The sequence below is a fragment of the Gemmatimonadota bacterium genome (assembly GCA_026702745.1).
In the GTDB taxonomy this organism is placed as follows: domain Bacteria; phylum JAAXHH01; class JAAXHH01; order JAAXHH01; family JAAXHH01; genus JAAXHH01.
Genome location: JAPPBT010000102.1, coordinates 19,568 through 38,149, shown reverse-complemented (window position 1 = coordinate 38,149; position 18,582 = coordinate 19,568). Strand labels below are relative to the sequence as shown.

The window sequence follows — 18,582 nt, the reverse complement described above, 5'->3', positions numbered from 1 at the left end:
GGTGCCCCCGGGGAGATCGCCACGGTTTTCCATGATCGTGGCAGCGCGTCGTAGCGACACAGTCCTCAGGATGGTTTAATACTCGTCACGGGCTGATACGGCCATGTCGGAAGTCACGGAAGTCATCTACGGACGGAACCCGGTCAGAGCGGCCCTGCAGGCGGGCCGGAGCCTCAACCGGATCTACATCGCCGACGGGGTTGCGCGCCAGGACGTGGCCGACATACTGGACCTTGCCCGGAAACGGGGCGTCGTGTTCCAGTTCACCGAACGCCGCCGGCTGGACCGTCTGACCGAAGGCAGGCACCAGGGGGTCGTCGCCACGGTGGCCGGCCACCCGTACGCCGAAATGGCGGATATCCTGGCCTCGGCCCGCAGGTCCGAATCTCCCCCCTTCCTCGTCATGCTGGACGGCATACAGGATCCCCACAACCTGGGCGCGATCATTCGCACGGCCGATGCGGTCCGCGCCGACGGCGTCGTGATACCCCGTCGAAACGCGGCGGGACTGACCGCCGCCGCGGTCAAGGCTTCCGCCGGGGCCAGCGTGCACGTTCCGGTCGCGCGGGTGGCGAACATGAACCACGCCATGAAGGCGCTTCGTGAAGCGGGCGTCTGGCTCGTGGGCCTCGCGGCGGACGGTCCTTCGCTTTTCAGCAAAATGGACTATACCATCCCCGTGGCGCTCGTCATTGGCGGTGAGGGCAAGGGACTGAGGTCCCTGGTCCGGCGCAACTGCGACGAGGTGGTGCGGCTACCGGTCGCCGGGCACGTGGATTCGCTCAACGCGTCCGTGGCGGCCGCCCTCGTGCTGTACGAGGTCTTTCGCCAGCGCCAGGAAACGGAGGAAGGGTAAATCGGTTGACACTTCTGCTTCGCCGAGTTATGCTAACGCCCTGTGTTTTTTGGCGAAAAACCCTGCGGGCGGGACGGAATAGAGCAACGGAATGTAGTAAAGGAATATAGTAAAGGGATATAGTAAAGGAGCACGATAGCGTCATGGCGAAACACGTATACTACTTCGGTGGCGGCGAAGCGGATGGATCCGCCGACTTTCGGGAGCTTCTGGGCGGCAAGGGTGCCAATCTGGCCGAGATGAGCCACCTCGGCATTCCCGTTCCCGCGGGCTTCACCATCTCAACGGAGATATGCACTTATTTCTACGACCACGACCACCGGTACCCGGCGGAACTGGACGAACAGATCCAACTGGCGATGGCGCAGGTCGAGGGCGTCATGGACGCCGGTTTCGGCAGCGCGGGAAACCCGCTGCTGGTTTCCGTCCGGTCCGGGTCCCGTTCCTCCATGCCCGGCATGATGGACACGATTCTGAATCTCGGCCTGAACGATGCCACTATCGAGGGACTGATCGCACAGTCGGGTGACGAACGCTTCGCCTACGACAGCTACCGGCGTTTCGTACAGATGTACGGCGACGTGGTCATGGGCGTGCGTCCGTCGGACGATGAGGATCACGATCCCTTCGAGGCGTTGCTGGAACGCATGAAGGCCCGCGCCGGCGTCACGGAGGACATGGAACTCGGGGCCGCCGACCTCAAAGCGCTGGTCGCCGAGTTCAAGTCCGAGATCAAGGCGCGCACGGGCGCCGACTTTCCAGACGATCCCCGCGAGCAGCTCTGGGGCGCTATCGGGGCCGTGTTCGGCTCGTGGAACAACGAACGCGCCGTGGTGTACCGGAAGTTGAACGACATCCCGGATGAATGGGGCACCGCCGTCAATGTGCAGGCCATGGTCTACGGCAACATGGGCGACGACTGCGCCACGGGGGTCGCCTTCAGCCGCGATCCCGCGACCGGCGAAAAGCGGTTCTACGGCGAGTACCTCATCAACGCCCAGGGCGAGGACGTTGTGGCGGGCATTCGCACCCCAAGGCCCATCGAACAGCTCGAGGGCGAAATGCCGGACGCCTATTATCAGCTGGTAAGCATCTGCGATACCCTGGAATCTCATTACAAGGACATGCAGGATATCGAGTTTACCATCCAGCGCGGCAAACTGTGGATGCTGCAGTGCCGCGTTGGAAAGCGTACCGGTTTCTCCGCCATCACGATCGCGGTGGACATGGTGCGGGAAGGGCTGATCGACGAGCAGGAAGCCCTGCGACGCGTGGAGCCCGACCAGCTCGACCAGTTGCTGCGACCGGTATTCGACGTGGAAGAGAAGCGCCGCGCGGAACAAGCGGGGCGGGTGCTGGCCCGGGGCCTCAACGCCGGCCCGGGCGCGGCGGCCGGCAAAGTGGTGTTCAACGCCACCGATGCCGAGTCCTGGGCGGACCGGGGCGACCAGGTCATCCTGGTCCGTATCGAGACGTCGCCCGAAGACATACGCGGCATGAACGCTGCGGTGGGTATCCTGACCGCCCGGGGCGGCATGACGAGCCACGCGGCCCTGGTCGCCCGCCAGATGGGCAAGGTCTGCGTCGCCGGCTGCGGGGAACTGGATATCGACTACGCCACCCGGCAGATGCGCGTCGGCGAACAGGTCATCGCCGAAGGGGACTACATCTCCATCGACGGGTCCACCGGGGAGGTCATGGCCGGCGCCATCCCGACCATTCCCTCCGAAGTGCTGCAGGTCCTGTTGCAGAAATCCATTTCGTCCGAGAACTCGGAGGTCTATCAGCGGTACGAAAGCCTGATGGCCTGGGCCGACCGGAACCGCCGGCTTAAGGTGCGGACCAACGCGGACCAGCCCGATCAGTCGGCCACCGCGCGTGCCTTCGGCGCCGAGGGCATCGGCCTCTGCCGGACGGAGCACATGTTCTTCGAAGAAGACCGGATCGACTCGGTCCGGGAGATGATCCTGGCCGATGAAGAAGCCGGCCGCCGGAAAGCGCTGGCCAGGCTGCTGCCGATCCAGAGAAGCGATTTCATCGGGATATTCGAAGTCATGGACGGCTACCCCGTCACCATCCGCACGCTCGACCCGCCCCTGCACGAATTCCTTCCCCACGAGGACGAGGCCATCGGGCAGCTCGCCGCACAGACCGGCGTGCCGGTGGAGCGTTACCAGCGCAAGCTGGAGGACCTGCGGGAGGCCAATCCCATGCTCGGACACCGTGGGTGCAGGCTCGGTATCGCCTACCCCGAGATTACCGAGATGCAGGCCCGGGCGATTTTCGAAGCCGCGAGCGACTGCGTGAAACGGGGCATCCAGGCCATCCCGGAGATCATGATCCCCCTGGTCGGCCACATCAACGAGTTGCGTCTGCAGGCCGAGGTCGTCCGCCGGACGGCCCGGGAAGTGCAGTCGGAGACCGGCGTGGAGGTGGACTACCAGATCGGTACCATGATCGAGCTGCCGCGGGCGGCGCTGACAGCCCACGAGATCGCGGAGGAAGCGGAGTTCTTCTCCTTCGGGACGAACGACCTGACGCAGACCACCTTCGGACTCTCCCGTGACGACGCGAGGTTCATCCCCGACTACCTGCATGCCGAGATCTGGCCGGAAGACCCCTTCGTGAGTATTGACGGCAGCGGTGTCGGCGAACTCGTGAAAATCGGCGTCGAGCGCGGCCGCGCCACGCGGGACGGCATGAAGGTGGGCATCTGCGGCGAGCACGGCGGCGATCCCGCCTCAGTCGAATTCTGCCACGGCGTGGACCTGGACTACGTCAGCTGCTCCCCGTACCGCGTGCCCATCGCCTGCCTGGCCGCGGCCCGGGCGGCGCTGTCCGACCAGGGCGCGTAAAATCATGTGGGAACTCTTCTGGCGATTCCTGGCCCTGGGATGCATCAGCTTCGGCGGTCCCGTCGCCCACCTGGGTTATTTCCGGACCGCCTTCGTGGATCGGTTGAAGTGGCTTGACGAAGCCTCCTACGGCCGGCTCGTAGCCCTGAGCCAGTTCCTTCCCGGACCATCTTCCAGCCAGGTCGGCTTTGCCATCGGATACCAGCGGGCGGGCGTCGCCGGCGGCATCGCCGTCTTCCTTGGGTTCACGCTGCCGTCCTTCGTGCTCCTGTACCTGCTTGCCATCGCCGGGAGCACGGTAACGGACACGGTCTGGTTCGGCGGATTCGTCAAGGGACTGAAACTGCTGGCCGTGGTCGTGGTCGCCGACGCCGTGCTGGGCATGTATTCCACCTTCTGCAGACGCCGCCTCGCCGGGGCATTGTGCATCCTGACCGCGTCGGTCCTGCTGGTCGCCCCTTCGATGACGACCCAGTTCGCGGTACTGGCGGCAGGCGCGCTGGCCGGCTGGCGCTTTCTGCGCGCGCCGGAGGCGCCGCCCGGAGGCCGGCTCCGATTCTCCTGGCTGCCGCTGGCCCTCTTCTTTCTGCTCCTCTTCGGTCTTCCGCTCCTGGCGAGCCTGTCGCCGGACCTCGACCTGTTTTCCCGGTTCTACCAGGCCGGCAGCCTGGTATTCGGCGGTGGACACGTGGTACTGCCGTTGCTCCAGCAGACCGTGGGCGACGCGCTTCCCATCGACCGTTTCCTGCTCGGCTACGCCGCCGCCCAGGCCATTCCAGGCCCCATGTTCGCCATGTCGGCGTTCCTGGGCGCCGGCATGAGCCCGGATCACGCACTGGCCGGTGCGTTGATCGCGGTCCTCGGTATTTTCCTGCCGGGATTCCTGTTGATCCTGTCCTTCCACGACACCTGGGAGACCCTGGCGCGAAAGCCGGGTGCCGCTGGCGCGGTGGCGGGGGTCAACGCGTCGGTGGTCGGACTCCTGCTGGCCGCACTCTACCAGCCCGTGTTCGTCAACGCCGTCTTTTCGTCCCTGGATCTCGCCCTCGCCATCATCGGGTTCTTCCTGCTCAGGGCGCTGCGCCTGCCGATCCTGGCGCTGGTCGCCTTCTTTGCCGCGGCGGGGATGCTGGCAGCCGTCCTGGGATGACGGTGCCGCGATCGTCCAGGCAGTCATCTTGCGCGTTGACAGTTACGTGTTCCGTAAGACACAGCGCTGGTGAGTGGTACCGGGGCAGAGCACTTAAGACCAGGCCTCGCAACCGCTGAACGCCATGTGCTTTGCGTCTTCGTACACGGGGAACTCCCGGTAGGTATTGATCCCGGGAGCGGGATGGCCGCGGAACAGGAACAGGCACGGCCATTCCCGCGTGACCTTCGTCGTCGCGGGCATGTACTGAATTGAACCACCCCGCCTCCACGCGTTGCTTTCGTTCGGATTGGATCCATGCAACAGCAGCGGGTGATGGACCGAGACGTCTCCGGGCGACAGCACCAGATCGACCGCCTGGTTTTCATCGAACGCGTCCGGATCGGCCTGGTTGAGGATGTAGTTGTCTTTTCTCTCCGGTGAGTGATTGTGCAGACCGGATCTGTGCGATCCGGGGATCACGCGGACACAGCCGTTGGAGGGCGTCGAATCGGTTACGGCGAACCAGACCGTGATGACGTCCATGGGCTCCAGGGGCCAGTAGTGTCCGTCCTGGTGCCAGAGGACCCCCTTGCCCCTGTGGGGCGGCTTGCAGATGTAGTCCGCCGCGAAGAAGGCCACATCCGGACCGACCAGGGCATCCGCCACGTCGAGCAGGCGGCGGTCGCTGAGGAAACGGACCCAGAAGGGGTCGTCGGCGATGAGCCAGTGTCCCAGCGATTCCGGGGGCAGGTCGGGATGACGTTCCATCAGCCAATTGATGTGCCGGTCGACTTCCCGAAGCAGATCGGCCGGCAGGACATCCCGCACGATGACGAAACCATCCCTGTCGTAGTCTTCTATGATGCCTTTCAAATAGGGAAACGTGTAATCGGACATACGCCTTGAACTCCGGCAGAGGCGGTCGCCTTCGCGGTTTCAGTGGACGGTGATCAGGATTCGGAAAATCGAATATGGCATACTCTGTCTATGTTGGTTAAATTAAAATATCACACAAGGGTCAATCCACCAGGGCCGGACATATCCATGTTTTTATGGTATCTGACCATGCAACGACTCACTCCGTTTCTAGTGTTGGTTTTGTTCTTTTCGGTTCCGGAACTCCGGGCCCAGCAGGTCAACTCCATCGGTATCGAACTGCCCGAGGACGCCGCTCCGCCGGAAAACCAGAGGCTTCGCTTCTTCGAGATGGACGGGACGTACATGGAGTGGTTCAAGACCATTTACAAGCGCAGCCCGGCCACCAACCTCATTTCCGAGCCGCTGGTCCGCCAGGACCACAACTACGACCTGGTGCCGGCCGCCGCAAAGTCCTGGGAGGCCACGCCGGACGGCAATACCTGGCTCTTCCACCTGCGGTCAGGAATGCAGTGGGACGACGGCCGGCCCTTCACCGCCCATGACTACGTCTTTACCTTCCGCCGGGGAGCGGACCCGGACAATGCCTACGACTTCGAATGGCACTACCGCATCATCAAGAACTGGAGCGACGTGGTCGGCCGGCGGCTTCCCGTCGATTCGCTGGGCGTGGAGGCGATAGACGATACGACGCTGGCCGTACATACCGAGCAGCCCGTCCCTTACCTGCCCTTCAACCTCATCATGAGCTGGGCTTCGCCGGAGCACGCGGTGGCCAAGTACGGCGAAGAGTGGTCCACCCGGGCGGAGACCCATATTTCGTCCGGCCCTTTCAAGGTTACGGAATGGCGCAAGAACGAGATTATCATCCTGGACGCCAACCCGATGTACCGGGGATCCATGCCGCCCCTGCTCGACCAGGTGATCATCCGGGTGTTCTCCCAGTCGGCCGTGCCGCTCATGCTCTCGGCGTATACGGCCGATGAGGTGGACATGATTCTCCTGAACGGGCAAGCGGCGCTCGGACGGGTCAAGAGCGACCCGGTGCTCCGTCATGAACTGCATTCCATGGTCAACTTCGTCACGTTCTACATGACCATGGATACATACAATCCGCCTTTCGACGACCTCCGCGTCCGCAGAGCCTTCGCCCACTCCATCGACCGCACGGCCCTGATGGACTCCGCCCTGAAGGACGTGGGCGTGGCGGCCTACAGCATGCTGGCCCCCGGTTTCCCCGGCTCGAGACCGGAGGTCTTTCGCGATATGCTGCCCTACGATCCCGAACGGGCCAGGCAGTTGCTGGCCGAAGCCGGTTACCCCGGCGGCAAGGGGTTTCCCCAGGTCGATATCTGGATCCGCACCCACGACTACCAGGCCACCCGCTTGCCCGCGGAGGCCATCCAGGCGATGATCGCCGAAGCGCTGAACGTACGGGTCGGAGTCAGGGTCATCGAACGCAAGGTGTTCACCGACGGTCTCAACAACCACGAGGTGACGCTGGCCCTGGTGGCCTACAGCCAGGATTTCCCCGATCCGGCCAACCTGCTCGGGCTCTGGCGGTCCAGGGGGCGTCACGCGTGGCACGACGACACCTTCGAACGGCTGATTCACGAGGGCAACGAGTTCATGGGGCCGCCCGAGGAAAGGTACGCCATCTACCACGCCGCAGAGCGCAGGCTCGTGGAGGACGTGGGCGGCATCTTCCTCTGGTTTCCCGTGGAGCACCGCCTGTGGAAACCCGATTTCCACAGCCCTACTCTCCAGCCCAACCGCCTCGGCATGGAGGTCTGGTCCAACCTGACCTGGATGAACGGGTATTTCAGGGATACGGATCGTGACGCGGCGGATCAGCCGCGCAGCCGCGGCCTCTGGGACTGGCTCAAGTCCGCCCTGGACTGATGCGACCGGCGTGTGGCGGGCGGGGCAGGACGAGCCGCGCGGGGTCAGCCGGAACCAGGACGACCCAGGCCGACCGCAAGCGTGCGAGCAGTGATCGCGGTTTAATGCAGGGGACTTGAAAAACCTTCCAGCGCTTCATCGTCGATCCGGACCCCCAGGCCGGGATCGTCCGTCACCGGAAACGCGCCGTTTGTGGGTTGCGGGGCTTCCAGCGCGTAGCGGCACCGCGTGGGAAAAGACTCGTGGCCGTGTTCCATGACCAGGAAGTTGGGAATGGCCGCGGACAGCTGGATGGTCGCGGCGGTGGCGAGCAGTCCGCCGCCCCCGATGTGGGGTGATACGGGGATGTTGTAGGTCTCCGCGAGCACGGCGATGCGTTTGCCCTCGGTCAGCCCCGTACGCCCGATATCCGGCATCACCACGTCGCAGGTCCTTCGGTCAAAGGCTTCCTTCATCTCGAACCGGGTGCGGTACCACTCACCGTTGGCGACGTGCATGTCAAGCGCCCGGGTCACGGCCGCGTGGCCCGCCAGGTCTTCCGGCAGAGTCGGCGCCTCCAGCCAGTAGATGTCCAGTGCTTCCAGTTCCCGCCCCAGCCTGATCGCCTCGGCCACGTCGAATTCGGTATGCACGTCCACCATGACGGCGATGTCCGGACCTACGCGCTCGCGGACGGCCCTGGCGATGGCGACGGTACCGGCGCGGTCCCTTGACGGGGACAGTTTCAGACCGCGGTAGCCCTCGGCCACGAGTCTTTCGGCCCGGTCCGCCGCGGTGGCGGGGTCGCGGCCGGCGCATCCCGAGTAGATTTCGACCCGGTCCCGGAACCGTCCCCCGAGCAGTTTATGGACCGGCAGGTCCAGCGCCTTGCCTTTCAGGTCCCACAGGGCGATGTCGCACGCGGCTAGGGCGTCGACGTAGAAGCCGGTCGGATGTCCCCTCTCCCGCATGCCGTCGAAGAGACGCTGCCACAGGACCTCCACGTCGAAGGGGTCGGCACCGATCAATACGGGACGGCACAGGTTTTCCACGATGGTCCGCGTCGTATCGGGCAATATGGGACTCTGCCCTTCGCCGTAGCCGACCAGGCCCTCTTCGGTCGAGACGCGCACCACCAGGGTCTCGTGCATATCGGATTTGAAGGCATGCCTGTTTTCCGGGATGAAATATGGGGAGGCAGTACCGGCTTTGGGGGATTCGCCGGTCGCTCCAGGGCCGGCGGCCGTTCCCTGACCTTCACGCGCTCCCTGGCATTCACGCAATTTCTGGCCGGCTTCTCTCGGAACGCGTACCGCGAATGCTTCGACGTTCGTTACTCTCATGGTCTTAATCCTCCGGTCGCTCGCCGGCCGGCGCCATCTTCACCAGCCTGGGATCGAAACGGGCCACCACCTCCACCAGGTCGGTCTGGGCCGCCATCACTTCTTCGATATTCTTGTACACGAAGGGAACTTCGTCAAGGCCGGCGGACATGAGCGTGACGCCTTTCTCCCGAAGCAGCCGGTTGGCGTCCTGCCAGTTCAGGCTCCGGATCGCCCGTTTCCGGCTCATCACGCGGCCGGCGCCGTGTGCCGCGGAGTTCATCGACGCGCGATTGCCCTTTCCGCGGACCACGAAGGCCGGACTCGCCATCGAGCCGGGTATGATGCCCAGAACGCCCGGGCCGGCCGGCGTGGCGCCCTTTCGGTGTATGATCGCTTTACAGTCCAGCCTCCGCCCGGACCGCCCGGACTGTTCATGCTGGCCTGACTGTTCGTGTTGGCCGGATTGGCCGTGCTGGCCGGGGACGGCGATTCGTTCCTCCCAGGCGAAATTATGGTGATTCTCCAGGTCCAGCAACACTTCCGCACCGAGGTGGCCGGCCATGTGCCGGTGTATACATGCGTGGTTGGCCTCCGCGTAATGGCCCATAAGCTCCATGGCCGCCCAGTATTCCTGTCCCGGCTCGGAGTTCAGGTCCAGCCAGGCCAGGTGCCGTTGCTCTTTGGGCAGCTCGGGACGCAGGGACATGGCCAGCCTGCTGTAGTGGGAGGCGACCATGGCGCCGGTCCCGCGGCTTCCGCTGTGGGACAGCAAGGCGAGGTAGGTGCCGGTATCGAGCCCCTTCAACGGCTCGTTCAGCGTCAGCTCGCCGAATTCGACGAAATGGTTGCCGCTCCCGCTGGTGCCCAGCTGGCTCCAGGCCTTGTCCCTGGCCTTCCGGGTCACGGGGGAGACGGACCAGTTCCGGTCGAGGACCGGGTGGTTCCGGCGTTTCTTGAAACGGGCCCCCACGCCGAAGCGCGTCTCCGCCGAGATGGCCTTCTTCAGGCGGTCCGTTCCCCGGTCGTGCCGCAGCGTACCCAGCGGAAGGTCCAGGACGGTCATTTTCATCCGGCAGGCGATGTCGACGCCCACGGCGTAGGGTATGACCGCGTTGTCCGTGGCCAGCACGCCGCCGATGGGCAGGCCGTAACCCACGTGGGCGTCCGGCATCAGCGCGGCGGCCAGGGACACGGGAAGCGCGCAGGCCCGCTCCATCTGCTGGATCGACTGCGCGTCCAGGTCCCGTCCCCACTGCCGGTAGGGTATGCGATTTGCCAAAGCGGTCACGTCCTCTCAGAAGCCGGCAATCTGGCGGCCGCTGAAGGTAAGCCGGTACATGAGCCGTTCGTAACGCGTGTCGTCAAAGGGCGTCGGGGCGTGCAGCGTGCACCGGTTGTCCCAGACCACCAGGTCGCCCGGACGCCACTGGTGCATGTAGGTGTAGTCCACTCCGGTCGCGTGGGCCTGCAGATCGTTCAGCAGCGCGGATCCCTCCGCCGTCGACATCCCTTCGACGGATTCGATATGGCAAAGGGGCAGGTAGAGGGACTTCCGACCGGTCTCCGGGTGCCGTGCGACCAGGGCCCGGACGATCGGGGGAAACTGTGCCCGCAGTGCTTCGCTGAGCGGTGGCCGATGCGGGTTCTTCTTCCTGAGCAACTCGTTGAGGTGGTTGTAGGAATGAACGGTACGTATAGACTCGATGCGTGCTTTGACCTGGTCCGGCAGGTCCTCATAGGCCGCGGTCATGCCCGCGAAGCCCGTTTCCCCGCCCTCGGGGGGCGTGCGGACGCAGAACAGGCAGGATCCGATCGGCTGGGGATGGCGGAAGGAATCGTCCATGTGCCACAGCAGCGGCGGCGGGTCCGCCTGGATGAAGAGCGCGGTGTACTTTCCGTTCTCTGTCGCGTTCCCGATGCGCAGTATGTCGGGGAACCCCGGGACCAGAAAGGCCGGATCGTACTTCTCGTTACCTTCAGGCGTGCCGAACCGGGTCACGAACCGGCGAAGGTGACCGGGTTCGATATGTCCCTGGTTACGGACGACCACCAGTCCGCCCGCCTCGTGAAACGCGGCCACGGCCTCGTTGACCATGGCTTCATCGGGCCGCGCGAGGTCCACGTCCCCGAGTTCGGCCCCGAAACCGGACGGGGTCAGCGTAGTGTATCTGGACTTCTCGGGCATTCCGGTAGCATTCCTGGTGATTGATCCGGCTGAAGGGTCGCCCTTCATGGTGCGGCTTTCGTCGGATCAGCGCAGTTTTCCGCGGATCAGCGCAGTTTTCCGCGGATCAGCGCAGTTTTCCGCGGATCAGCGCAGTTTTCCGCGGCCGACGATGGGCCAGATCGTCTCGACGACCCCGTTGCGGATCCCGTAGAGGTGGTCGTGGAGGAACAGGGTGACGTCGGTGTAGGCCACCATGAGGTCGAGTTTGTCCCCGACGGCGATCTCGTGGTTCGGACCCGTGAAGGTCACGGTCCCGTGTTCCGCGGACATGCGCACGCTCTCCACGCCATCGACACCTACCGGCATGGGCATGCCGAACCACGCGGGTACGGTCTTGAACCCGGCGTCCACGATCAGCCGGTCCGGTTCGGGGCGGCTGGTGACCGTCACGTGCACGAAGATGGCCGGGTCGGTCCGAACCCCCCACAGGGTGTACATCACATCGTTGAAGATCGCGCCGCCCGCCTGGATCTCGGTGATCCCTGCCAGGTCGGGCGTGACCGACAGCGTGCCGCTCCCGCCGCCGCTCACGATATCGCAGGGTAGTCCCGCGGCCCGACAGCGCCGCGCGGAGTCCACGAGATCTCCCACGGCCCGCCTGATCTCCCCGTGTTTCCAGTCGGAGTCTTCGTCCACGCAGGCGTGCCCCTCCCAGGCCATGACCCCCCGGAACCGTAGGCCGGGGGTCTGGTGGACCTTCCGGGCGAGTTCGACGACCGGTTCGCCAGGCCGGACGCCGGCCCGTTCCATCCCCGTGTTCAGTTCGACGAGCACGCCGACTTCGACGCCGGTTTCCATCGCGGTGCGGCCCAGATCCTCCAGCGTGGCGTCGCTGTCGACGGCGACCTTCACGTCCGCCTGCCTGCAGAGATGGGTCAGGCGGATGTATTTCGGCGGTCCGACCACCTGGTTGGCGATGAGGATGTCTTCGACGCCGCCCGCGGCCATGACCTCGGCCTCGCCGAGTTTGGCACAGGTAACGCCGATGGCGCCGGACTCCAGAAGCCTGTGGGCAATCGCCGGGATCTTGACCCCCTTGATGTGCGGGCGCCAGTCCACGCCGGCATCATTCAGCCGTTGTCCCACGGTGCGGATGTTGTTTTCAAGCCGATCCAGGTCGACCCAGAGGACCGGGGTATCCAGGTCTTCCTTGCGCGTTCCGATCTCGTCCAATGTGTGTTCCCTCACGTGGTGCAACTTGGCCAATGCGTCGTTTTGATCTCAAGGTCGACAACGGCTTCCTGCAGATTTGGGCACGCCGTCCGACGAATTGTTCGAGAATCCGCCATGACGCGCTGACTGACTACTTTGTATCACCTCGGCAACGCTCCGTCAAGGACGATTAGTGTATCGGTACCCAAACACAGGAAGACATCATGGAAATAGCTGGACTGTTGATTCAACCGGCCGTTTTGCTGGCGGCCTTCGTCTTCTTCTGGCGGGAAGCCGAGGCAGGGCGCCAGGAGCTGAGGGCCGAACTGAAGGCCGAGATGCAGAACATGGAAACGCGTATCCGGGAAGATATCGGGAAGTTGGAGCACCGGATCGCCCGGATCGAAAATATCATGCTCAGTCAGCGCCAGACTTCATAATAACAACGGAAGAGAGGTGACAAGATGCCAGGCTGGACAGACTGGATACCCCAGGTTATCACAATCGGAGTTTTTATTTACTTCTTTCGCGATCTCAAGACAGATATCCGCGACCTGCGCGATAAAGTGTTCGATCTCGGCACTCGGGTTTCACGCGTCGAAGGGCTCCTCGAAGCCAGGTCGGAGCAGAAGGATGATCGACATTCCTGACCTGCAATTCGTCCTGATGCTTCCTTCCGCCACGATTCAACCCTGGTACCGGACGTCCTTGAACGGTGAGACCAACGGTTCGTCCGGGCAGTGCAGCCGGCCGTTCACGACCCATCCACAGTCTCGCGCCTCGAGCTCCGACACGAGATACCCCTCCCACTTTTCTATTTCTTTTTCATAGGCCGGGTCGCTCACCAGGTTGCGGCACTCGCCGGGGTCCTTATAGAGGTCGAAGAACTGCTTCTGATCGATGCGCGGCAGCCAGATGAACTTCCGGTGGCCGTCCGTAACGTATTGCATCTCCTGTTCGGGCGCGTAGCACCAGCAATGCTCGCCGTGCAGGTAAGTTCTCCATCCACCTGAGTTGCCCCGGACCAGCGGCAGCAGGCTTTTTCCCGTCACCGTGGGCGGCACGTCCAACCCGGCGGCGTCCAGGATCGTGGGCATGATGTCGCGGAGTTCGGCCACGCCGTACGGAACGGGTGCCGTGACCTGTTCGTCCCAGGCAGCCGGCGGGCAGACGATCAGCGGAATCCTCGCGCTCCCCTCGTAGGCATAGGTCTTGCGCCAGAGATGGTGGTCGCCCACCATGTCCCCGTGGTCGGACGTGAAGACGATCCAGGTGTTGGACCAGGCCTCCGGCTCGTGCCGCTCCATCCAGTTCTTGAGCCGTCCGATCTGGGTGTCGATGAAGGAGATCTCCCCGTAGTACCCGGACCTGCCGCGATGGATGCGTGCGGCCGACTGCTTCCCGTGCCATGCGTTCACGTCCGTGGCGTCGAAGGGCACGTCGTGCATGTCCGCCCAGTCGCCGATGTACGGCGGTGGGGTTTCCCGGTCGTGGTACAGGTTGAAGTACCATCCGGGCGGCACGTAGGGCGAATGGGGCCGGGCGAAGCTGACGTTGAGGAAGAAGGGTCTTGCGCGGTCGCGCCGCGCGATGTAATGGATCGCACGGCTCATGGTCCAGGCCGTCGGATGGAGGTATTCCTCCGTATGCCAGGGACGCCCGATCCACGAGTTCCAGTTGACCCCGTGATCGTCCGGTGTAATGTCACGTTTCTTCTCCCGATCGAACCACTGCCGGTACTCGTCTCGCAGGCCCTGGGAGATCAACCGGCCGGACTCGTCCAGTTCCGACGACTGGAAGCCCATGTCGGCACGCTGCGGCGTGAAGTGGCCCTTCCCGACCAGGTGGGTGGCATATCCCGCATCCGCCAGCGTGCCGGCCAGGGTATGGGGGAAGTCGTTGGGGATGGGCCCCTGACCGCGTCCCATGCCGAGGACGCCGGTGTGCCACTGGTCCATGCCGGTCATCACGGTCGAACGGGCGGGAATACAGGATGGGATCGCGGTGTAGGCGTGGGGAAAACGCGCGCCCCGGGCGGCCAGGTGATCCAGGTTGGGCGTCTCCACCACCGGATGGCCGTCGCAGCTCATGCAGTCGCCGCGCATCTGGTCCGCCATGATGAATATGACGTTGGGACGGGACATGGCTTCATAACTTACGCTTCCCCGGTCTGCTGTCAAGATCGGAAGCCCCCCTCGCACCACGGTATATGAGCACGGTATACGACTTCCGTTAAGCCGTTAATCCCCTTGACATTGGGGCGGTCTCCTCCACATTTCATGCAGGGCAGGACCGTCGATATTCGAGCGATGCTCGACACCTCGAAATCCCGTCAAAGGAGGCATGCGCCCATGGCTGCGCGCGACAAACCCATAACCGATGAAGAGCGGGCATTCTGGGCGGACATTCGGCGCCAGTTCTACCTCGAGGACGGTGTGACCTTTCTCCAGGGCGGCTCGGTGGGTCCATCGGCGAGACCGGTCATCGAGCAGGTGATCGATTGGCTGCGGCAGGTGGAGGAGAACCCGCTGCGCAACCAGGGTGGCGGGCTCATGCGGACCCTGGTCGAGTCGGCCCGCGAGAAAGTCGCCGATTTCACCGGGGCTTCCGCGAGAAACACGGCCCTGGTACTCAACACCACGATGGGCATGAACGTCCCCGCCCGCGGGTTGCCCCTGCAGCCCGGCGGAGAGGTGTTGATGAGCGACCAGGAATATCCTTCCGTCCAGCGCATGTGGGAACACATGGCCAGGACGCAGCACGTGCTGATCCGGAAGGTCCCCCTGCCGACGCCGCCCGACTCGCCGGGGGAGATCGTCGAAGCCTTCGCCGCCCATATCACGCCGCGTACCCAGGTCATGGTCTTCTCCCACGTCTACTGCACTACGGGTCTTGTGGCGCCCGTTGACGAACTGACCACCCTGGCCCACAGCCACGGCGCCGTGGCCGTGGTGGATGGCGCCCACGCGGTCGGCATGGTGCCTGTCGATATCGAAGCCTGGGGGTGCGACTTCTACGCCAGCAGTACCCATAAGTGGCTGCTGGCGCCCAAGGGAACGGGCATATGCTATGTCGCGGATCCCTATCTGAGCGCGCTGCCGGCGCCCATTCTGGGATACAATACCTTCCCTGTGACCCACGCACGCCGGTTCGACGTGACGGGGACTCACGATACGACGCACTTCGCCGGACTGGGCGCCGCCATCGATTTTCAACAGGGCATCGGGTGGGAAGACCGGATCAGGCCCTATTGCCTCGACCTGGCCCGGTACCTGCGCGAACTGATCACGACAGAGATCGAAGACGCCCGCATGACCGTGCCCCCCGGGCCCGATATGTCCGGATTCCTTACTTCCTTTACCATCGACGGCTGCGATCTCCAGAAGATCGTACAGCTCATGTGGGAGGAGTATCGCATACAGATCGCCGGCACGCGGGCCGGCCATCTGCCCGTCTTCCGCATATCCACGCACTTCTACGACAGTTACGAGGATATCGATCGGTTCATCGACGCGTTGAAGGAGGTGCTCGCCACCCGGCGGAACGAGTTGTTCGAAGAACGGGAATAGTCCAGAACGATCACACCACGCGCCGCCGCGTGTGTGCAAGGCCCCGAACCCATGCTCAGACTCGAATTCGACCGCGGGACCATCCTGGTGCACGGCGACCGGGACCAGGTGGACGCGTTGTCCCTGCCCGGTTGCGTGTTCGACCGGCGGGTAGCGCTGTACCGTGCTCCGGCGCGGCATTACCGCGAGATCATCACCCGGCTCAACGACCGGGACATCCCCCATCAGGACGACGCCCGGTCCTACGGGAAACTGGACCTGTCCTTCCAGTCGGACCGGTCCCCTTTTCCCTACCAGCAGGAGGCCGTGGACGCCTGGTGGCAGGCGGGCGGACGGGGCATTGTCGTATTGCCGACGGGAGCGGGCAAGACTTTCGTCGCGCTCATGTGCATGGCCCGCGTCCAGCGCGGCACGCTGGTCGTCGTTCCGACCATCGACCTGATGCAGCAGTGGTACGGCGTGATTTCCAGCCAGTTCGACACCGAAGTCGGGCTCATCGGCGGGGGATACTACGACATCGAGCCCGTCTCCGTGACCACCTACGATTCCGCGTACCTGCACATGGAGCGGTTCGGCCACCAGTTCGGACTCGTGGTCTTCGACGAATGCCACCACCTGCCCGGACCCTCCTACCTGATGACCGCGGACCTGTCGCTGGCGCCCTACCGGCTGGGACTGACCGCCACGCTCGAACGGGAGGACGGGGCGGAGCATCTCCTGCGGGATGCGATCGGCGATACGGTCTACCGCCAGGAGATCCGTTCGCTGAGCGGAGAATACCTTTCCGGATACGAGACTATAAAGATCAGCGTGCGACTTTCGCCGGAAGAGCGGACGGAGTACCAGGAGGCGAGAAACACCTACCGGGCGTTTCTGGACAGCCAGCGGATCGCCCTGTCCGGCCCCGGTGGATGGGTGCGGTTCCTGGCGGCAACGTCGAGGAGCGAAGAGGGACGGAGGGCATTCACGGCCTACCGGAACCAGAAGACCATCGCCCAGGGTTCACAGGCCAAGCTGCGCGTCCTGGAACGGTTGATCCGCCAGCACCGCCGCGACCGCATGCTCATCTTCACCAGCGACAACGAAACGGTATACCGGATCTCGCGCCGGTTCCTCGTCCCCGCCATCACGCACCAGACGAAGGTAAAGGAGCGCCAGGACATCCTGGCGTCGTTCAACGCGGGCAGGTATCCCTTCCTGGTTACGTCCCGCGTGCTGAACGAAGGGGTCGACGTCCCCGAAGCCAACGTCGCCGTGGTGCTTTCCGGCACCGGCAGCGTGAGGGAGCACGTGCAGCGTCTCGGCCGGATCCTGCGCCGTGTCGAGGGAAAGCATGCATTGCTCTACGAACTGGTAGCCGAGCAGACGGGCGAGGAATACGCGAGTTCCCGGCGCAGGCAGCACAGTGCCTACCGGAAGCCATCGCCTGGGGAGGCGTGACATGCTGACCGGCGACTTGCTCCGCGTCCGGTTCCGCAAGGGACAGATCCAGCTTCCCTACATCGACGAAGCGAGCGGGGATCACCTGGGCGTGGCTGAAACGCTGATCCGTGCCTTCGTAAGCCATGAAGGCGGTTCCCGGCAGGAACTCGACGAAGAACTCGCGGATATCACGGGCGCGGGAACGGATTTCCTGTTCCACCGCGGCCTGAGCAAGCTGTTGAAGGATCGCTGCACCTTCGCGGCCGCTTCGCCCGTCGACCCGGTGGAACTGCGAAGCAAGATCTTTGAGTCGGCGGCGGCGGCTTACCGGAACACGGACCAGATCCGCATCGACCGGGAGGCCGTTCTGGCCAAGGCGGCGAAGTCGGCCGGCATTGAAGCAAAGGAGGTCGACCAGGCCTTCTATGCCGATCTCAAGGCGGCCGAGCGGCTGGAGTCTTTTAAATCCTGTACCCCGGAGTGGCTCCTCGGCAGGTACAACGTCGCCCTGGTCCAGGCCGTCCTGTTCCGGGCGGCGGAACTCGACCTGCACGTCGAGGGCGAGACTCCGGCCCGTTACCGCGACCTCTTCCGGAAACTGAAGTTCTTCCGGCTGCTCCACGAGATCCGGCAGACCGGTCCGGGGAATTACCACATTCATATCGACGGTCCCATGGCACTCTTCAAGTCCTCCCAGCGCTACGGACTGCAGATCGCCCAGTTTCTACCCGCGGTTCTGCACTGCGGGAACTGGTCGATCGCAGCAACCGTTACCTGGGGCGCCAGGCGTCGCGAGGGCGTGTTCAGGCTGACGCCCGAAACGGGACTCAAACCCATCGGCCCATCCACGGGCCAGTGGATACCCGAGGAGGTGGCCTGGCTCGAAGAACGGTTCGGCCGGCTGAAAACGGTCTGGCGCATGACGGCCGGATCGGAAATCATCGACCTTGGAGGCCGGGGCGTACTGGTTCCCGACTACGTTTTCACCCATCCGGCCGCAGGGACGAAAGTGTACCTGGATTTCCTCGGTTACTGGCGTTCCGCGGCGGTCCGGACACGTCTGGACCTGATCCGGCGCCACGGTCCGCCCAATCTGATACTGGCGATTTCCGACGATCTCGCCGTGGACGACGAATCCTCGTCGGGACTGCCCGGCGAAGTGTACAGATTCCGCCGGACTCCCGTGGCCCGAGACATCCTCGGAATCCTCGACGCCATGGCGGCGGAGACCCACGGTGGATCTCCGGAGACGCTGGACCTGTTCGATCACTGAGGAGCGCCATAAAG

Annotated in this window: 14 protein-coding genes; 8 read left to right on the top strand and 6 right to left on the bottom strand. The window is 64.1% G+C overall.

Going from position 1 to position 18,582, the window contains the following annotated elements:
- Positions 1 to 103: 103 nt before the first annotated feature.
- The 3 genes from rlmB (at position 104) to chrA (ending at position 4,861) form a co-directional block, all read left to right on the top strand.
- Entirely contained in the window at positions 104 to 856 is a 753-nt protein-coding gene (rlmB, locus tag OXH56_16460) for a 23S rRNA (guanosine(2251)-2'-O)-methyltransferase RlmB (protein ID MCY3556905.1), read from the top strand.
- A 143-nt stretch (positions 857 to 999) separates the two neighbouring features.
- A complete protein-coding gene (gene ppdK / locus OXH56_16455) occupies positions 1,000 to 3,711 on the top strand; it encodes a pyruvate, phosphate dikinase (GenBank protein ID MCY3556904.1) in 2,712 nt (903 codons plus the stop codon).
- Positions 3,712 to 3,715: 4 nt separating this feature from the next.
- Positions 3,716 to 4,861 (top strand): chromate efflux transporter, encoded by a 1,146-nt coding sequence (gene chrA, locus OXH56_16450; protein ID MCY3556903.1) that lies wholly within the window; start codon positions 3,716 to 3,718, stop codon positions 4,859 to 4,861.
- A gap of 93 nt (positions 4,862 to 4,954) precedes the next feature.
- Here chrA and OXH56_16445 read toward each other — a convergent pair whose 3' ends face one another.
- Positions 4,955 to 5,740: a phytanoyl-CoA dioxygenase family protein gene (locus OXH56_16445; GenBank protein ID MCY3556902.1), complete on the bottom strand. Its 786-nt coding sequence runs from the start codon at positions 5,738 to 5,740 to the stop codon at positions 4,955 to 4,957.
- A gap of 168 nt (positions 5,741 to 5,908) precedes the next feature.
- Here OXH56_16445 and OXH56_16440 point away from each other — a divergent pair, with 168 nt between their 5' ends.
- Positions 5,909 to 7,621 carry a peptide ABC transporter substrate-binding protein gene (locus tag OXH56_16440; GenBank protein MCY3556901.1) on the top strand — a complete coding sequence of 571 codons (1,713 nt, stop codon included), beginning with the start codon at positions 5,909 to 5,911 and terminating at the stop codon, positions 7,619 to 7,621.
- A 101-nt stretch (positions 7,622 to 7,722) separates the two neighbouring features.
- Here OXH56_16440 and OXH56_16435 read toward each other — a convergent pair whose 3' ends face one another.
- The 4 genes from OXH56_16435 to OXH56_16420 all read right to left on the bottom strand — a co-directional run bounded on the left by OXH56_16435 (position 7,723) and on the right by OXH56_16420 (position 12,325).
- Positions 7,723 to 8,943, bottom strand: coding sequence for a mandelate racemase/muconate lactonizing enzyme family protein (locus OXH56_16435; GenBank protein MCY3556900.1), 1,221 nt, complete (start codon positions 8,941 to 8,943; stop codon positions 7,723 to 7,725).
- 4 nt (positions 8,944 to 8,947) lie between these two features.
- The gene (locus tag OXH56_16430; protein ID MCY3556899.1) at positions 8,948 to 10,204 is read right to left on the bottom strand and encodes an RtcB family protein; all 1,257 of its coding nucleotides are present in this window, start codon (positions 10,202 to 10,204) and stop codon (positions 8,948 to 8,950) included.
- A 15-nt stretch (positions 10,205 to 10,219) separates the two neighbouring features.
- The gene (locus OXH56_16425; GenBank protein MCY3556898.1) at positions 10,220 to 11,110 is read right to left on the bottom strand and encodes a TauD/TfdA family dioxygenase; all 891 of its coding nucleotides are present in this window, start codon (positions 11,108 to 11,110) and stop codon (positions 10,220 to 10,222) included.
- 126 nt (positions 11,111 to 11,236) lie between these two features.
- Complete coding sequence (locus tag OXH56_16420; GenBank protein ID MCY3556897.1) at positions 11,237 to 12,325, bottom strand: alanine racemase; 1,089 nt, start codon at positions 12,323 to 12,325, stop codon at positions 11,237 to 11,239.
- 203 nt (positions 12,326 to 12,528) lie between these two features.
- On the opposite strand from OXH56_16420, the gene OXH56_16415 reads away from it, so the two are divergent.
- Positions 12,529 to 12,744, top strand: a complete 216-nt coding sequence (locus OXH56_16415; GenBank protein MCY3556896.1) for a hypothetical protein — start codon at positions 12,529 to 12,531, stop codon at positions 12,742 to 12,744.
- A 246-nt stretch (positions 12,745 to 12,990) separates the two neighbouring features.
- Here the strand turns inward: OXH56_16415 and OXH56_16410 are convergent, their stop codons facing one another.
- Entirely contained in the window at positions 12,991 to 14,448 is a 1,458-nt protein-coding gene (locus tag OXH56_16410; protein MCY3556895.1) for an arylsulfatase, read from the bottom strand.
- A 207-nt stretch (positions 14,449 to 14,655) separates the two neighbouring features.
- Between OXH56_16410 and OXH56_16405 the strand changes: the two genes are divergently transcribed.
- The 3 genes from OXH56_16405 to OXH56_16395 are packed head-to-tail and all read left to right on the top strand — an operon-like array spanning position 14,656 to position 18,568.
- Positions 14,656 to 15,873 carry an aminotransferase class V-fold PLP-dependent enzyme gene (locus OXH56_16405; protein MCY3556894.1) on the top strand — a complete coding sequence of 406 codons (1,218 nt, stop codon included), beginning with the start codon at positions 14,656 to 14,658 and terminating at the stop codon, positions 15,871 to 15,873.
- Between the two features lie 51 nt (positions 15,874 to 15,924).
- Positions 15,925 to 17,313: a DEAD/DEAH box helicase family protein gene (locus OXH56_16400; protein ID MCY3556893.1), complete on the top strand. Its 1,389-nt coding sequence runs from the start codon at positions 15,925 to 15,927 to the stop codon at positions 17,311 to 17,313.
- 1 nt (position 17,314) lies between these two features.
- Positions 17,315 to 18,568, top strand: coding sequence for a DUF790 family protein (locus tag OXH56_16395; protein ID MCY3556892.1), 1,254 nt, complete (start codon positions 17,315 to 17,317; stop codon positions 18,566 to 18,568).
- Positions 18,569 to 18,582: the final 14 nt, after the last annotated feature.

What these genes read in the sequence shown, in the direction of transcription:
- rlmB (MCY3556905.1), top strand. Translation starts at nt 104, where the DNA reads ATGTCGGAAGTCACGGAAGTCATCTACGGACGGAACCCGGTCAGAGCG.
- ppdK (MCY3556904.1), top strand. Translation starts at nt 1,000, where the DNA reads ATGGCGAAACACGTATACTACTTCGGTGGCGGCGAAGCGGATGGATCC.
- chrA (MCY3556903.1), top strand. Translation starts at nt 3,716, where the DNA reads ATGTGGGAACTCTTCTGGCGATTCCTGGCCCTGGGATGCATCAGCTTC.
- OXH56_16445 (MCY3556902.1), bottom strand. Translation starts at nt 5,740, where the DNA reads ATGTCCGATTACACGTTTCCCTATTTGAAAGGCATCATAGAAGACTAC.
- OXH56_16440 (MCY3556901.1), top strand. Translation starts at nt 5,909, where the DNA reads ATGCAACGACTCACTCCGTTTCTAGTGTTGGTTTTGTTCTTTTCGGTT.
- OXH56_16435 (MCY3556900.1), bottom strand. Translation starts at nt 8,943, where the DNA reads ATGAGAGTAACGAACGTCGAAGCATTCGCGGTACGCGTTCCGAGAGAA.
- OXH56_16425 (MCY3556898.1), bottom strand. Translation starts at nt 11,110, where the DNA reads ATGCCCGAGAAGTCCAGATACACTACGCTGACCCCGTCCGGTTTCGGG.
- OXH56_16415 (MCY3556896.1), top strand. Translation starts at nt 12,529, where the DNA reads ATGGAAATAGCTGGACTGTTGATTCAACCGGCCGTTTTGCTGGCGGCC.
- OXH56_16410 (MCY3556895.1), bottom strand. Translation starts at nt 14,448, where the DNA reads ATGTCCCGTCCCAACGTCATATTCATCATGGCGGACCAGATGCGCGGC.
- OXH56_16405 (MCY3556894.1), top strand. Translation starts at nt 14,656, where the DNA reads ATGGCTGCGCGCGACAAACCCATAACCGATGAAGAGCGGGCATTCTGG.
- OXH56_16400 (MCY3556893.1), top strand. Translation starts at nt 15,925, where the DNA reads ATGCTCAGACTCGAATTCGACCGCGGGACCATCCTGGTGCACGGCGAC.
- OXH56_16395 (MCY3556892.1), top strand. Translation starts at nt 17,315, where the DNA reads ATGCTGACCGGCGACTTGCTCCGCGTCCGGTTCCGCAAGGGACAGATC.